Origin of the sequence: Pararhizobium sp. PWRC1-1, assembly GCF_049897905.1 — a bacterium.
Lineage (GTDB): Bacteria > Pseudomonadota > Alphaproteobacteria > Rhizobiales > Rhizobiaceae > Pararhizobium.
Genome location: NZ_JAFCXE010000011.1, coordinates 39,255 through 54,599, shown reverse-complemented (window position 1 = coordinate 54,599; position 15,345 = coordinate 39,255). Strand labels below are relative to the sequence as shown.

The following is a 15,345-nucleotide window of genomic DNA, read 5'->3' as shown; positions in this document are numbered from 1 at the left end:
GACGACTTTACAAGATTGACGTTTGCTATTTTCGCAGGATATCCGCAACCGGGGTCCAGCGGCAGGCGGGATGATCCGCCGTCACCGTAAACAGCGCCGCCATGAAATCCCAGACGGCTTCGTCATGAACCAGATGATGGGTCAAAAGCCCCATCGCCCCGCCATGATCGAACATGAACCTCAAGCGCGCGGCGATCTCGACGGCCAGCGCCTGCGGATCACGGCCGCCCCGCGTTCCATGCCAGTCCATCACGTCCACATGCGCATTGACCAGCGGCAACGCAGCCGGTTTTTCGGGGCCATAGACCGAGAGCGCCCGATAGCCGAGCCCGTCGAGCTGCGGAATAAGGGAAGCGTCGATCCGGTTCCACGGCGGCACCAGCATCGGCACGAACCGTTCGCCGTGCAGTTCGGCAAGATGATCGAAGCCCCGCTTCAACTCATCGAGAACCTCAGCCGCCGGGCGATGCCGGCCAAGCTCCTGCTTCTTATCATCAGGGCCTGCATAATTCCGGTGCGACCAGCCATGCACGGCGACGGAACATAATGACTCCCGCCGCAGCCTTTCGACCAGCGCTGCGCCCGTACGCACCGGAACAACCGCCAAAGTCAGCGGCACGGAAAAAGCTGCTGATACATCCAGCAACCGGTCGAGGGCCGCGGTCGGCTCGATAGCGTCATCATCCCGCAGCCAGAATTGCGCGACCTTGCCCGTCTGCTGCCAGCGGTCCAACTCCACGATAATCGTTGCTTTGAATTCATCCCTCATGTCGTGCCTACCGTATGTATTCGTTGAGAATCGCACTTAACCGCACTGCCGCCGGGTCGAGCGAGCGCTCCTCACCCACAAAGGACCTTGCCGCACGGGCAAGCGTCATCCGGTCGGCACCATCCGTCAAGAGCCGTTCGATCGCCTGTGCGTAGGCATCGACATCTCCCGGCGGCGTCAAAAGGCCGGTCTGTCCATGCATCACCACCTCCGGCACCCCGGCGATCTCTTGCGCGACGACGGGCAGACCGGCGGCCTGCGCCTCGAGATAGGCAAGCCCATAGGCCTCGCCGCAGCCCGGCCAGACATAGAGCGCAGAGCGCGACAGAAGCCCGGCGATCTCGGTTCCCGGCTGTTCGCCATGCCAGATGATCCGGTCCTCCTCGAACCCGGCAAACAAGGCACGAACATCGTCAGCACGCGGGCCATCACCGACCACCGACAATTGCCACGGCAGATGTATCAGCCGCGACAGGGCAGCGGCCAGCATGACATAGCTGTCCATCTTGTCGCCGGACCGCATCATCGCCACGGTGATCAGTCGCCCGGGTTCAGGCCGCGGCTCTCTTTCGAGAAACAAGGCCGGTTCGATGAAAGGTGGCAGCAAGGCCAGGTGCGCCTCGGGCGCCGCCGCCGCAAGCCCGTCAAAATCCCGGCGCGTCAGGCAAATATTCACCCAAGCCTGCTGCACGGCATCCAGCACATGCTGCTGCATGTCCGCCCAAAGCCCTTTGTTGCGCCGTGCTGAATAGGACGCTTCCGCCGTGACATAGCCCAAGCCAAATTCGCTAGCGAGCGCCGGGCCAAGCAGATCGGGCGCCTTGTAATAGGGATGGTAGCAAAACCACAGATCCGGCACGCCGCGCTCTCGCCACAGCGCCGAAATCCGCGCCCGCTCCGCGTCCATCGCCGCAGCCCGTACCGCGATCGCATCCGCCGAGGCATCCGGCAGGAAAGCCCGCAACTCTGAAGCGATCTCCACCTGATGCCCCGCCCGCACAAGCGCCGCCATCAGCAGACGCGCCATCAGCCGGTCGCCGGAGGGAACGGGATGGTTGGGGGATTTGAGCGGGCTATAGAAAGCGATCTTCATCAGATGCGTTTCTAGAACATAGCACCGTCCTTGGGAACCAGCCCCGCAGCGTCGATTTTTCAACCGGGCCAGAGTTTTGCACGGCCCATCGCCCGAGCCCTCCCTTCCCACAAATGCCAAGCCGCCTATCACTGTGCATTGCACAATAAAAACGTTTTTATTTCCATTGAAAACGTTTTTATTGTTTGATACGAGTCCCTCACAAGGTCATCAAGCTGGGAGGCAGGCATGGCAGAAACTGAAGCATCAGTGCGCCGCACGCCACCGACCATCAAGACGCTGGCCGATCTCACCGGCTATTCCATCGCCACCATCTCCAAAGCCCTCAGGGACTCTCCGGTCGTCGCCCAGGCGACAAAAGACGCGATCTTCAAGGCGGCACAGGACATCGGCTACCAGGCCAATGCCCGCGGCATGGCGCTGAGAACCGGCAAGACCTATCAGGCGGCTGTGTTGATGCCGGTCACGGCGGTGCGCGATTACGAATGGGACGGCGTCGAATACACCCAGATTCTGAGCGGCATCAGCCAGGCTCTGGAAGGTTCCGACTACCGCATATCCGTGCATGTCATTCGCGACACCCAGGATGGCTGCGACGTGGCGCGCCGGATCATGGACCAGGGCCTTGCCGACGGCATCATCTTTTCGGGCATCCTGGCCGACGATCCGCGCATTGATCTGCTGGTCGAAAGCGGCTTTCCCTTCGTCTCGCTCGGCCGCTGCCGCAAGCCGCTGGTCTATGCGCACGTCGATATCGACAACGAATGGGCAGCCTTTGCCGCAACGGAGCGGCTGATTGCCGGCGGCCATCGCCGCATTGCGCTGGTCAACCCGCAACGCCCCCTCTCCTACGCCATGGACAGGATCGACGGTTTTACCCGCGCGTTCGGGGACGCCGGGCTTGAGACGCCCATCGATCTGATTGCCGAGGGTGACCTCTCCACCCGCTTTGGCCGCGAAAGTGCCCTTGAACTGTTGCAGCGGGCAGAACCGCCAACTGCCTTCATCTGCATCAACGAATCCACGACGCTCGGCGTCCTGTCGGGGCTTGGCAGCCTCGGGCGGCAGGTGGGAACCGATATCGATGTCATCGCCTATGACGATATCAATGTCAGTGCCTATTTCACCCCGCCGATCACCACTTTCTACCAACCCATCGAAGTCCTCGGGAGGACGCTCGGAGAATTCCTGTTGCAGCGCATGGCGGGAGGAGATCCGCAGGCGCTGAAGCAGGTTTTCAGGCCAACGCTGATCGAAAGGCAGCCCGACAATCTCGGCGCGCGCCCGGCCTGAAACCCATTCAAAAACGGAGGAGAACGAACGTGAAGACATTTTTGATTACCCTTGCCATGGCTGCGCTTGCAACCGGCGCATCGCACGCTGCCGATCTCGGCGGCAAGCTGTTGAAGGTCGGCTCCGACACCACCTCGCCGCCGATGGAAAGCGTCGATCCGGCCAGCGGCCAGATCGTCGGCTTCGATGTCGATGTGGTCAACGCCATCTGCGCCAAGATCAACTGCCAGGCTGAATTCGTCACCACCGGCTGGGACGGCATCTTCGCCGCCCTCGACCAGGGCAGCTTCGACCTCGTCGCTTCCGGCGTCTCGATCACCGACGAGCGCAAGAAGGCGATGGACTTCTCCAATCCTTATATCGTCAACAGCCAGGCCGTGCTGATGCGCGTTGCCGACCAGGGCATTTCGCTTGATGACTTCAAGTCGCAGGGCAAGAAGCTCTCGGCACAGGCCAATACGACGGATGCCCAGGTTGCCGAAGGCATCGTCGGCAAGGAAAACGTCAGCGCCTATGACAGCTTCTCGGCTTCTGTCATCGCGCTGAAGAACAAGGATGTCGATGGCGTCGTCATCAACGGCGCCAATGCGGCTGCCTATGAGCGCGAATTCGCCGGCGAGCTGGTCGTTGCCATCAAGGATCTGCAATCTGATCCGCTCGGCCTCGTCTTCCGCAAGGACGACGCCAACATCGCCGCCTTCAACGAAGGTCTGAAGGCGATCAAGGACGACGGCACGCTCGACCAGCTGATCGGCAAATACTGGGGCCTCAAGTAGGCCTGACGATGCCCCCGGAGCGCTCCAGCGCTCCGGGAACCGCTTTCCAAATGTTCCCACTCCTGCGGAGGAATGAATGTCATTCCTGAAACGCGTGCGGCCCAGCAATCTCATCATTCTGACCGCGCTGCCCTTCATCATCTATCTGTTCACGTCCTCGGCAGACTACCAGCGCTCGCTCCGCGCCATCCTCGGCGTCGAAAACGGCTCGTCCGCCTTCGTGCCCGGCTTTCTGGCACTGGCAATCGCCTTTTCCTCCGGCATCGCCCTGCTGGTCTTCTCGCGCGCCAAGGCAAACCGGCCACAACTGGCGCTGTCAGCCGCTGCCCTCAATCTGGCGGCCGCCATGACGATCGTCACCAGCGGTGCCGTCCACCCCTTCGCTGCATCGATCGTCGCCAATGGTGTGGATTCCTTCACCTCTACCCTCGTTGCCAAGGGCATCACGCCCCGGCAGCTGACGGAGGCTGCCGATCTCATGGTGCGCGGCGTCGAAGCCGTGCTCTATCCCGCCTATCTCGGACTGACACTCATCGGCCTTGGCATCTTTCTCGCCACGCTTCGGGCCGCTCCAGACAACCGCCTGCGCCGCGCCGGCCGCTGGATCCTTGGCCTGACCAACGGCGCGGGCGCCCTCTTCGTCTTCTTCTTTGCCCATATCGCCTTTGCCGCAGGTGTTGCCACCACCATCCGCGCGGCACTTGCGGCTTATGTCCTGGCTGCCATCATGGGGCTGATCTGGGTCGGGTTGCTGCAGCTGCATTATGCAAAGCGCACCGGCCTGTATTTCGCGACAGCGACGCTTCTCCTGGCCATCGCATCGGGCTGGTTCCTGCTGCAGCCGCGCGATAGCTACGTGCTGACCGGCACGCTCAGCGGCAAGGTGGCGATCATCAGCAACACACCGTCGTCTCTGATCGGCGCTGTCCGCTATGGCCAATATCCGGGCGGGCCGACGACAGAAACGCCGGTCAGAACCTTCCTTGGCCCGGCGGAGGCGATCGCCGCCCTTGAAAAGAAGGAGGATGTCAGCGCCGCCCTGATGCCTGCAGCATCGGTTCCGGCAGGCTGGCCAGTTCTTTGGCAGATCGAGACACTGAACGACCGTGACCGCTCGGCCGGCATCACCATGGCTGTGCTGGCGATCATCCTCGGGCTGCTCACCTTCGGCGGTTATCTGCACCGCCGGCATCCGCTGGCGATCGGCTCGGAGTTCATCGTCGATACCATTCGCGGCATCCCGATGCTGGTGATCGTGCTCTATGTCGGCCTGCCGCTCAGCGGCGCGCTGAAGGATGCGACGCAGGGCGTCATCGACCCGCCAAACCTGGTGCGCGGTATCTTCGCCATGGCGGTTGCCTATTCGGCCTATCTCGCCGAAATCTTCCGCTCCGGCATCAACGCCATTCCGGCAGGCCAGGTCGAAGCCGCCTACAGCATCGGCCTCACCCGCTGGCAGGCGGCCCGCCTTGTCGTCCTTCCGCAGGCCTTCCGGATCATCATCCCGCCGCTCGGCAACGAGCTGATCGCCATTCTCAAGGACACCTCGCTCCTGTCCATCCTGTCGATCCGCGATATCACCCAGCGCATGCGCGAGTTCCAGTCGGCAAGCTTCCTGCCGTTCGCTCCCTACAACTCCGCTGCCATCTTCTACATCGTCCTGACGCTTGCCGCGGCGAGCCTCGTCAACACTATCGAGAGAAAATATGACGTCAAACATCGATAACACCCGCAAAGTCCTCGAAGCCCGCGCCAGTGGCCTGGTCTTCCCGAAAGGCTTCGTCTTCGGTGCCGCCACCTCCGCCTACCAGATCGAGGGTGCACCGGCAGCCGACGGCAAGGGTGAGAGCATCTGGGACCGGTTCTGCAAGGTGCCCGGCGTCATCACCGACGCCACGAGCGGCGATATCGCCTGCGATCACTACCATCGCTGGGGCGAAGACATCGCTGTGCTGAAGGCCATGGGGCTCGGTGCCTACCGGTTTTCCTTTGCCTGGGCGCGGCTGATCCCTGACGGAACCGGCGCAGCCAACCAGAAGGGCATCGCCTTCTACGACCGCCTGATCGACGATCTGCTCACAGCTGGTATCGAGCCCTATGCAACGCTCTATCACTGGGACCTGCCCCAAGTGCTGCAGGAGCGCGGCGGCTGGTACAACCGCGAGACGGCGCAACATTTCGCCGAATATGCCGCTGTGGCCACCCGCGCTTTCGGCGACCGCGTCAAGAAATGGACGACGCTCAACGAGCCCTGGACATTCTGCTGGTCAGGCCATGCAAGCGGCGAAGACGCGCCGGGCCTCAATGACGGCACCAAGGGCGGCGTCACCGCCAGCCATCATGCCCTTCTGGCGCATGGCCTCGCCGTTCCGGTCATCCGCACCGAGGTGCCGGATGCCGCCGTCGGCATCGTCTTCGATCTCAACGTGACAGAGCCCGCAACCGCCGATCCACGCGACGTCGCAGCGGCTAAACGCTTCGATGGCGCCCAAAACCGCTGGTTCCTCGATGCCGTCTTCAAAGGCAGTTATCCGCAGGACATGCTCGACCTCTACGGCGACCTCTTGCCGCCGATCCACCCGCAAGACAACGCCATCATCGCGGCACCAGTCGATTATCTCGGCGTCAACATCTACCGCCGCTCGGTGATGGCCGAAGGTACGGAACTCGCCCCGCTGAATTTCCAGCGTATCCAGCCGGAAGGCACCTATTCCGAGGTGAATTACGAGATCTGGCCGCGCTGCATCTACGATATCCTGCACTATGTGCATGAAAACTATGCGCCGAAGGAGATCTACATTTCCGAAAACGGCGTTGCCACTGCCCCCGAAACCGTCTCGGCGGACGGCCATGTCTGGGACGACCTGCGCGCCATCTATTATGTCGATCATCTCGAACAGGTCGCCAAGGCCGCCGGCGAAGGTGTTCCGGTCAAGGGCTATTTTGCCTGGACGCTGACCGACAATTTCGAATGGGCCTATGGCTACACGACGCCATTCGGCATCACCCATATCGATTTTGAAACGCAGGTACGGACGATCAAGTATTCCGGCAAAATCTACGGCCAGATTGCGTCGCAGAGCCATTCCGAACCGGCAAGGAGCGCTGGCCTTGGCCGCTGAAGGCATTCAGTCAACGGTGCTGATCACCGGTGCATCGCGTGGCCTCGGCCGCGCGATGGCACAGCAATATGCAGCGGACGGCTGGCGCGTGATCGCCTGCGGCCGCGCCGGTACACCGGCGGCTGAAGACGGTACCGTGGTGGAAACGCTCGACGTTGCCCACCCGATCTCCATCCTGGATCTGGCGCGCCGCCTGAACGGCGTGGCGATCGACGTGCTGATCAACAATGCCGGTATCCGCGGCGATACCGGCGGGCTGCAGATGCTGGCCACGGACGATTTTCTCGATGTCATGCGCATCAACACACTCGGCCCATTGCTCGTGACGCGCGCGTTGCTGTCCAATCTTTTGTCCGGCAGCCAAAAAATCGTTGCCAATATCAGCAGCCGCGCCGGTTCGATCGCCGAGGGCACGCTGGATGACGACGATGGGGACTATGCCTATCGCTGCTCGAAGGCGGCCCTGAACATGGCGACCGCCAAGCTCGCCCAGGACCTGCGCGCCGATGGCATCGCCGTGCTGTCACTGCATCCGGGATGGGTGAAAACCGACATGGGCGGCGATGAGGCGGTGGTGCCCGTCGCAGAAAGCGCTGCCGGATTGCGTAGAATCATCGATAGTGCCACCTTGGCCGATAGCGGCAGCTTCCGCGCTTTCGATGGGCGAACCGTTTCCTGGTGAGGCTTGGCGCTGCCCGGTAGTCCCGCTCAGCCGAGTGCCAGTTCGGTCTGCGCGTCGAACAGATGCAAGGCATCGTCGTCAAAGCCGAAAGCCTGTTTCATACCGACCGTCAGCTTGGGGCGCGGTGGCAGGCAGGCGGTCACCCGCTGTCCGCTGACCCGGCCTGTTACCACCAGTTCCGGGCCGGTCAGTTCGACAACCTCGATCTCGACCTCAAGCACCGGAGTTTGGGTCGCGGTCCCCGTGAGCTGAAGCGCTTCCGGGCGCACACCGAGCTTGACCCGCCGTCCCGCTGGTGCTGCATTTTTGAGCCGCGCCGGCAAGGCGATGATGGCACCTGATCCGTCGAGTTGCACGCCTTCGCCTGTGACCACACCATCCAGCACGTTCATCGGCGGTGAGCCGACGAAACCTGCAACGTAGAGCGTCGCCGGATGGTCATAGACCTCCTCCGGCGTGCCAAGCTGTTCGATCCGGCCGTTGCGCATCACCGCGATCCGTGTCGCCAGCGTCATCGCCTCGATCTGGTCATGGGTGACGTAAACAATCGTGGTGCCGAGCATCTGGTGCAGCCGCTTCAGCTCGGTGCGGGTTTCCATGCGCAGCTTGGCGTCGAGGTTCGAAAGCGGTTCGTCGAACAGGAAGACCTGCGGCTTGCGCACCAGCGCCCGGCCGATTGCCACGCGCTGGCGCTGGCCGCCGGAAAGCTGGCCGGGCTTGCGATCCAGCAGATTTTCTATCTGCAGCAGCTTGGCCGTTTCCTGCACCGCCTTTTCCCGCTCAGCCACTGGGACCTTGCGCATCTCCAGCCCGAAACCGATATTGCGATGGACCGAGAGGTTCGGGTAGAGCGCATAGGACTGGAACACCATGGCGATGTCGCGGTCCTTCGGATGCACACCGAGGATCGAACGGCCGCCGATCCGGATATCGCCGCCCGATGCCTCGGCCAGACCGGCGATAATGTTGAGCAAGGTCGACTTGCCACAACCCGATGACCCGAGCAGCACCAGAAACTCGCCGCTTTCCAGCGAGATATCGATGCCCTTCAGGGTTTCCAGCGCGCCATAGGTCTTGCGGATATTCTCGATTTCGAGCGCGCTCATGATGCGGTCTCTCCGGTAGCAGTCGCCAAAGGGCCACCATAGTTGCGGGGAAGCGTGGAAATAGCGCGCGAGGCGACAGCAGTTCCGGCCTGCAAACAGTCCTGCAGCGGCTGGCCTTCGGCAAGCGCGACCAAGAAAGCCGCATTGAAGACATCGCCGGCCCCAATGGTATCGACAACCTCAACGCTCGGCGCCGCAGCGGACACCAGCGCGCCATCGGCGCCGATCGCCAAGGCACCGTCCGGGCCGCGCTTGACCACGACGATGGCATCCTTCGGCATATGACGCCTGAGTTCGCGGGCGGCCTCCGTGGGGTCGGCAAGGCCGGACAACGTCGTCGATTCCACCTCATTCAACAGCGCGCAGCCGCAGCGCGAAAGCCAGCCGCGCGTTGCCTGCCGGTTTGCCTCCGTCCAGCCATCGAGCGGCCAGCCGGTATCGAGTGCCAGCGTAATTTTATGCGTGTCGGCCCAGTCGAACAGAGAGGGGTAATCCGCGGTCAGATCGTCGGTGAGGAATGAGCCGCAGAGCAGCGCGTAGCCGCCGGATAGCCGGGCGCCGTCGAGGGCCGCCAAGACGCAATCGAGCGAAAATCGCGGCAGGTGTCCGCGCGTCGTGAAGAATGTCCGCTCGCCGTCGGGATGGGTGATGCCGACCGAAAGCGTCGTCCCCTCCGGCCGGATCAGCCACTTTTCCGCCTGACGGCCAAAGGCCTCGCGCAGCCAGCGGCCGAACTCGTCTGTGCCGGTGTTGGCAGCGATATCGAAATCGACCCCGAGCGCCTTCCAGGCCAGTGCTGCATTGCCAGCCGAGCCGCCGACCCGCAATTCGTCATGATCGACGATGATCTCGGTGCCCGCCTTTGGCCAGGGCTCCGCCGGCCCGAGGATCAGGTCGACATTGACGTTTCCGATCACGGCAAGCGGACGCATGTCATTCACTCCGGGTGATCTTGGTGGAACGCACCGGCGTTCCAGCGTTGTCGACGCGGGCTTCGGCAAAGGCAATCATAAAACGCTGGGCTACCGGCAGCATCGAAAAGATGGCTGCAAGCCCCGTTGCCGGCGCAAAGCTGAGCGTTGTCGTCCCCTCCACCGGCTGTTGACCGGACGCATCGAACACGATGACCGGAGCCCCGGTCTCCACCGCCGAGACGGCCATAGCCGTCACCAGATCGGCGGTCGCGTCTTCACCGCGAAACAGTACGACACCAACCTTCGGACCCAGCATTTCCATCGGGCCATGCCGAAGCTGCCCACCCTCCAGCGAAAAGCAGGGATAGCGCGAAAGCTCGGTCAACCCCAATGCCAGCGCTTCCGCCAGCCCCTGCAGACGGCGGCCGGAAGTCACCACGGTCGCGACGGTTTCAAACGCGGCAAGTGCTGCGGTAATATCATTGGTCGCAAGCGCCGAGAGCACGGCCAGCGCCGGTGCCGGATCCTCGCCAAGCGCCGAGAGCACCGCCAGATGCAGCGCGAAACTCACCGTCAGGCTGCGCGTCGCGGCAAAGGCGAGTTCGGTGCCGCCGCTTCCGACAAGGCAAGGCGTTGCCTTGGCCAGAAAAGATGTCCCCTCCAGCGTCAGGCCGAACGTATCCTCGGACCCGCCGGTTTCCGAAAACCAGCGCAAAACCTCGGCACTCTCGCCAGATTGCGAGGTAATCAAAACGGTGCGGCCTTCGATCGCAAGCGGCATGCCGAGCTGCTCGGACAACGTCACGGCGATCGCCTCTATCCCAAGCGCCCGATAAAGCGGCTCGACAGCGCGATTGACCGCATGCGACCCGCCCATGCCGAGCAAAAGCAAGCCACCGGTTTCCCGCAACGATGCGGCGATCGCCTTGGCTCTCTCGCCCGCGCTCTCAAAGGAAGCAATCGCATCGGCATTCTGCCTTGCCATTTCGCGGTCGATCGCTTGAAGCCCGGACGGACGATTATCGTTTGAGGTCATGGTCATCCCTTGACGCCACCGCTGGTGAGCCCGGAAATCAGGGCGCGTTGCATGACAAGACCAATCACCACGGGCGGCAGGGCGGCAAGCACGCCCGCGGTTGCGATCAGTCCGTAATCGGAAACGCGGCCACCGGCGAGATCGGCGATGGCAACGGTCAGTGTCTTGGCGCGCAGGTCAGAGGTGAACAGCAGCGCGTAGAAGAATTCGTCCCAGGCCAGCAGGAAGGCAAACAGCGCCGACGTTGCCATCACAGGGGCTGCGAGCGGCAAGGTGATGATCCGCAGGGTGGCAAACAGCCCTGCCCCATCCATCATCGCCGCCGCCTCGATCTCCTTCGGAATGGCATCGAAGCCGGATTTCATCAGCCAGGTGGTAAATGGCGCAAGGATGGTCAGATAGACCAGCGCCAGCCCGAAGACGCTATTGAGCAGGCCGAGATGCGCAAGCCCGAAATAGAGCGGCACCGCCAGCGCCACCGGCGGCAGCATGTAGGTGGCAATCACCATGTAGAGCGACCAGCCGACGGACGGCGTGCGCGACACGGCCCAGGCGGCCGGAATGGCAAGCACCAGGGCGGCGATAGTCGCCATGCCGGCAACGAGGATGCTGTTCACCAGCGATGCGACAAAGGCCGCACCAGCACTGTTTTCGACGCTGGAAAGCAAAATGCCATAGCGTGAGAAATCGACCGTCTGCGGCCACCAGACCAGCGGCTTGGCCGTCAGGTCGGCAGCCGGCGAGATGCTCATGATGAACAGCCAGGCAACCGGCGCAAGGATGATGACCGCGAGCAGAAGCGCGCAGGCATGGATGAAGAAGGAAAACAGAAAACTCTTGCGTTCCATTATGCCGTGCTCCCCGCCGTCCGCCGCACCAACACGGCATAGGCCGCCGCCAAAACGGCCACCAGAAGCGTGACGATCAGCGCCAGCGACGCCCCCGATCCGGCTCGCTGGAAGGAAAACGCTTCCTGATAAACGAGGACCGATAGCGTGCGGGTGCTATTGGCCGGGCCGCCGCGTGTCATCACCCAGATGATGTCAAACACCTTGAACGCCTCAATGGTTCGAAGCACCAGCGCCACGATCAGCGGACCGGCAAGATAGGGCAGGATGACGAAGCGGAAGCGGGCAAAGGGTCCGGCACCATCGACCAGCGATGCGGCGGTGATATCGCGCGGTACGGCCTGCAGTGCAGCCAGCGCAATCAGCGCCACCAGCGGAAAATTCTTCCAGCAGTCGGCGATGATCAGCGACGCCAGCGCCGTGCCCGGTTCACCGAGCCAGGAACGATAGGCATCAAGCATGCCGATCTGGGTCAGCGCTGCGTTCAGCGCGCCATATTCCGGATTATAGATCAGCCGCCAGAGCGTGGCGTTGACCACGGTCGGCAATGCCCAGGGCAGGATCATCAGCCCGCGCAGCACGGTGCGGCCGTAAAATTGCTGGTTGAGCAGAAGGGCCGCCAGAACGCCCAGAACCATTTCAGCAAAGACGGAGATGACGGCAAAGATCGTCGTCGTCGTCAGCGTGCGCTGGAAATTCGAACTCGTCAGCGTCTTCACGTAATTGTCGATGCCGACAAAATTACCGGCCGTGCCGACCAGCTTGGCATCGGTGAAGGAAAGCCCGACGGTATCGGCGAGCGGCCAGCCGATGACGGCGATCATGACGGCGAGCAGCGGTAGCATCAGCAGCCATGCACGTGTGGTCATCGATGTCCCGGACATGGGGCAACTCTTCCTGAAAATACTATGGGATGCAAGGGGGGATGCGAGGGTCCGGGCGGCAGGGAGGGTGCCGCCCGGAGATCGGTGGATACGAGACGGGGGAGCGGACCCCGGCGTCTTAGAGACCGCTATTCTCGGCGGCGGTCTTCAGGGCATCCTCCGGACTTGTCTGGCCAAGCAGAGCTTCCTGAATGGCCTGCTGCAGCGCGACGGACAGTTCCTGATATTTCGGCGTCGTCGGCCGCGGATACATGGCAGCCAGCGACAGCTTGGCAGCGGCGATCAGCTCTTCCTGATCCTTGCTGACGGCCGCATCCTCATAGGACGACGCCCAGATCGGCAGGCTGAGCTTGGCATACTGGTTCTGCACGGCCTGCGAGGTCATGAATGTGATGTATTTCCAGGCCTCGTCGGGATGTTTGCTGGTTGCGGTAATGCCGAGGCCCATCGAGCCGTTGACGGCCGAAACCTCGCTCTTGCCTGCAACACCCGGCGCCGGAACGACGCCGACCTTGCCGGCCACCTTGCTGTCCTTGCCGGTATTGGCGAGGTTGTACATATAGGTCCAGTTCAGCGCGAAAGCGGCTTCACCGTTTTCAAACACCTTGCGGACGTCCTCCTCCAGGAATTCCTTGGAGTTCGGGTTGGAGATGCCCGACGAATAGCTCGACACCATGTATTTCAGCGCATCGAGGCCGCCACCGGTCTGGAAGTTCGGCTTTCCATCCTTCAGGAAGTCACCGCCATAGGCACTGACCAGCGTGGTGTAGTCGCAAACCGCCGCTTCCGCCTGCGACCAGCTCCAGGCGATCGGGGTGGCCAGAAGGCCCTTGTCCTTGATGGCCTTGGCCTGCTCGGCAAGCTCATCCCAGGTCTTCGGCGGCGTCTTGATGCCGGCCTTTTCGAGGATTTCCTTGTTGTAGAACAGGTATTTCGTATCGAGGATCCACGGCATGCCGTAATAGGCGCCGTCATACTGCACCGTCGTCCATGCACCCGGCAGCACGTTCTTCTTCATGTCGTCGGTGACGCGCGAGGACACGTCGACCAGAACCTTGTTGCTGGCATATTCGGCTGGCCAGATCACGTCGAACAGCACGACATCGTAGCCGCCGCCGGACCCTTGCGCCAAAACGGTCTTGTCGTGCAGGCCTTCGTAAGGCACGAATTCCAGATTGACCTTGACGTCCGGATTGGCCTTGGCAAAGGCATCGGTCATGGCCCGGACATCGGCTTCGCTGTAGGCGGCCTGCGCCATGAACAGCGCATTGAGCGTCGTTTCGGCATAGGCGTTGGTTGCAAAAAAGGCGCCGACCAGGGCAGCCCCCATCAGCGCATTGCGTTTGGATTTCAGCATGTCTTTTCCCTCCAGTGATAACAACAGTCGTCTCGTCGGCCCGCTAAAACACGTGCCTTTCCGTGAAACCGCTTAAAAGCGGCGTCCGGCATGCCTTGTCGAAGTGTTGTGCGGCCACTAGGACTGATCCCGTGATGCCGTTTGTTCCCTAAAAGCTCTGCGGCTCTTTTTATTAAGTCAATTGCTTTGACTTAATTCTTGTTCAATATTCTAATGGTGTCAAGAGGATTTCGCGGGATGAACGAGATGCGACCGATCCGGGCCAAGAGCGGCACCAATCAGGAGGGCACCAGCGCCCATAACCGCCGCGTCATGATCGATGCGCTGCGGCTGAACGGGCAATTGTCGCGCGCCGATCTCGCCCGCGCAACGAAGCTCACCAAGCAGACCGTATCCAACATTATCGAGGATCTGGAGCGGGACGGACTGGTGGTATCGCTGACCGCCGTACGCAACGGCCGCGGCCAGCCCTCGACGCCCTACCGGCTGGTGCCGGACGGCGCCTTTGCCATCGGCCTGCAGATCGACCGGCATGTCACAAGGGCGATCGCGGTGGATCTCGTCGGCACCGTTCTGGTGCGCGCCCAGGCAAACCTGCCGCCGGGCGGCCCGGCCACTGGCGCGAAAGTCATTCTCGACCTGATCGAACAGGTCCGCACGGAACTTGCCGGCAGCGCCGAACAGGCCGAAAAGCGGCTCGTCGGCCTCGGCGTCGCTATGCCGGGTCCGTTCGGCCTTGCAACCGACAATGACGATCAGTGGATGATGGCCGCCTGGCAAAATTTTCCGCTGCTGGAAACGCTGGCCGCCGGTACCGGACTGGAAGTGGCGCTACAGAACGACGCTGCCGCCTGCGCCACCGCCGAACGCATGGTCGGCGCTGCCCACGGCATCGACCACGCCGTCTGCCTCTATGTCGGTTTCGGTATCGGCGCGGGCCTCATTCTGAACGGCGAACTCTATGCCGGCACCAACGGCAATGCCGGTGAAATCGGCATGGTACTTCTGCCCCCCACCCTGCGGCGCCCGGACCAGACGTCGCTCGAACACCGTGCGTCGCTTGCCTCACTCTACCAGCATCTCGGCGCCGACCCGTCCGATCCCGGACTGCCGGAGCGGCTGAACATGCTGGTCAATACCGGCGATCCGGCCATGGCATCATGGATCGATGCTGCTGCCGAGGAATTGCGCTGGGGCGTGCAGATCATCGAGACGATCTTCGATCCGCAGACCGTCATCCTGTGCTCCACCGGTCCGGAGGCGCTGACCCGCAAGCTTCTGCAGGCCATCCATCCCCTGCTTCCATCCAACGCCAACCGTCCGGGCCGATCGATACCGCGCCTGCAGCTGGGCATGACCGATCCCTGGTCGGTGGCGCTGGGTGCAGCCGCCGAACCGATCAGCCGCGCCTTCGACCCGCGTTTCTCAGCCATCCTGAAGACACGGGCGAATGCACTGGGCTGAC

Annotated in this window: 14 protein-coding genes; 6 read left to right on the top strand and 8 right to left on the bottom strand. The window is 62.4% G+C overall.

All coding sequences use genetic code 11. The features are described from left to right. Positions 1-25: 25 nt before the first annotated feature. Complete coding sequence (locus ACP7E0_RS17730; protein WP_426126426.1) at positions 26-769, bottom strand: polysaccharide deacetylase family protein; 744 nt, start codon at positions 767-769, stop codon at positions 26-28. Between the two features lie 7 nt (positions 770-776). Continuing rightward, a complete protein-coding gene (locus tag ACP7E0_RS17725; RefSeq protein WP_426126424.1) occupies positions 777-1,862 on the bottom strand; it encodes a glycosyltransferase family 4 protein in 1,086 nt (361 codons plus the stop codon). A 228-nt stretch (positions 1,863-2,090) separates the two neighbouring features. Here ACP7E0_RS17725 and ACP7E0_RS17720 point away from each other — a divergent pair, with 228 nt between their 5' ends. From ACP7E0_RS17720 to ACP7E0_RS17700, 5 genes are all read left to right on the top strand, one after another. Continuing rightward, positions 2,091-3,155, top strand: coding sequence for a LacI family transcriptional regulator (locus ACP7E0_RS17720; protein WP_426126422.1), 1,065 nt, complete (start codon positions 2,091-2,093; stop codon positions 3,153-3,155). A gap of 56 nt (positions 3,156-3,211) precedes the next feature. Next, the gene (locus ACP7E0_RS17715) at positions 3,212-3,931 is read left to right on the top strand and encodes a transporter substrate-binding domain-containing protein (protein ID WP_426126680.1); all 720 of its coding nucleotides are present in this window, start codon (positions 3,212-3,214) and stop codon (positions 3,929-3,931) included. A 76-nt stretch (positions 3,932-4,007) separates the two neighbouring features. Continuing rightward, positions 4,008-5,657, top strand: coding sequence for an amino acid ABC transporter permease (locus tag ACP7E0_RS17710; RefSeq protein ID WP_426126420.1), 1,650 nt, complete (start codon positions 4,008-4,010; stop codon positions 5,655-5,657). Beyond that, a complete protein-coding gene (locus tag ACP7E0_RS17705) occupies positions 5,638-7,053 on the top strand; it encodes a GH1 family beta-glucosidase (RefSeq protein ID WP_426126418.1) in 1,416 nt (471 codons plus the stop codon). The genes ACP7E0_RS17710 and ACP7E0_RS17705 overlap by 20 nt, the downstream gene beginning before the upstream one ends. Positions 7,054-7,069: 16 nt before the next feature. After that, the gene (locus tag ACP7E0_RS17700) at positions 7,070-7,735 is read left to right on the top strand and encodes an SDR family oxidoreductase (RefSeq protein ID WP_426126678.1); all 666 of its coding nucleotides are present in this window, start codon (positions 7,070-7,072) and stop codon (positions 7,733-7,735) included. A 26-nt stretch (positions 7,736-7,761) separates the two neighbouring features. On the opposite strand, the gene ACP7E0_RS17695 is transcribed toward ACP7E0_RS17700, so the two are convergent. The 6 genes from ACP7E0_RS17695 to ACP7E0_RS17670 all read right to left on the bottom strand — a co-directional run bounded on the left by ACP7E0_RS17695 (position 7,762) and on the right by ACP7E0_RS17670 (position 13,880). Next, a complete protein-coding gene (locus ACP7E0_RS17695; RefSeq protein WP_426126416.1) occupies positions 7,762-8,841 on the bottom strand; it encodes an ABC transporter ATP-binding protein in 1,080 nt (359 codons plus the stop codon). Further along, positions 8,838-9,773, bottom strand: coding sequence for a PfkB family carbohydrate kinase (locus ACP7E0_RS17690; RefSeq protein ID WP_426126414.1), 936 nt, complete (start codon positions 9,771-9,773; stop codon positions 8,838-8,840). Before ACP7E0_RS17690 ends, ACP7E0_RS17695 begins: the two co-directional genes overlap by 4 nt. A 1-nt stretch (position 9,774) precedes the next feature. Next, positions 9,775-10,797: an SIS domain-containing protein gene (locus ACP7E0_RS17685; protein WP_426126413.1), complete on the bottom strand. Its 1,023-nt coding sequence runs from the start codon at positions 10,795-10,797 to the stop codon at positions 9,775-9,777. Further along, positions 10,794-11,639: a carbohydrate ABC transporter permease gene (locus ACP7E0_RS17680; protein ID WP_113316151.1), complete on the bottom strand. Its 846-nt coding sequence runs from the start codon at positions 11,637-11,639 to the stop codon at positions 10,794-10,796. Before ACP7E0_RS17680 ends, ACP7E0_RS17685 begins: the two co-directional genes overlap by 4 nt. Then, complete coding sequence (locus ACP7E0_RS17675; RefSeq protein ID WP_426126411.1) at positions 11,639-12,523, bottom strand: carbohydrate ABC transporter permease; 885 nt, start codon at positions 12,521-12,523, stop codon at positions 11,639-11,641. Before ACP7E0_RS17675 ends, ACP7E0_RS17680 begins: the two co-directional genes overlap by 1 nt. Before the next feature lie 118 nt (positions 12,524-12,641). Continuing rightward, the gene (locus ACP7E0_RS17670) at positions 12,642-13,880 is read right to left on the bottom strand and encodes an extracellular solute-binding protein (protein WP_426126409.1); all 1,239 of its coding nucleotides are present in this window, start codon (positions 13,878-13,880) and stop codon (positions 12,642-12,644) included. Positions 13,881-14,117: 237 nt separating this feature from the next. Between ACP7E0_RS17670 and ACP7E0_RS17665 the strand changes: the two genes are divergently transcribed. Then, complete coding sequence (locus ACP7E0_RS17665) at positions 14,118-15,344, top strand: ROK family transcriptional regulator (protein ID WP_426126408.1); 1,227 nt, start codon at positions 14,118-14,120, stop codon at positions 15,342-15,344. Position 15,345: the final 1 nt, after the last annotated feature.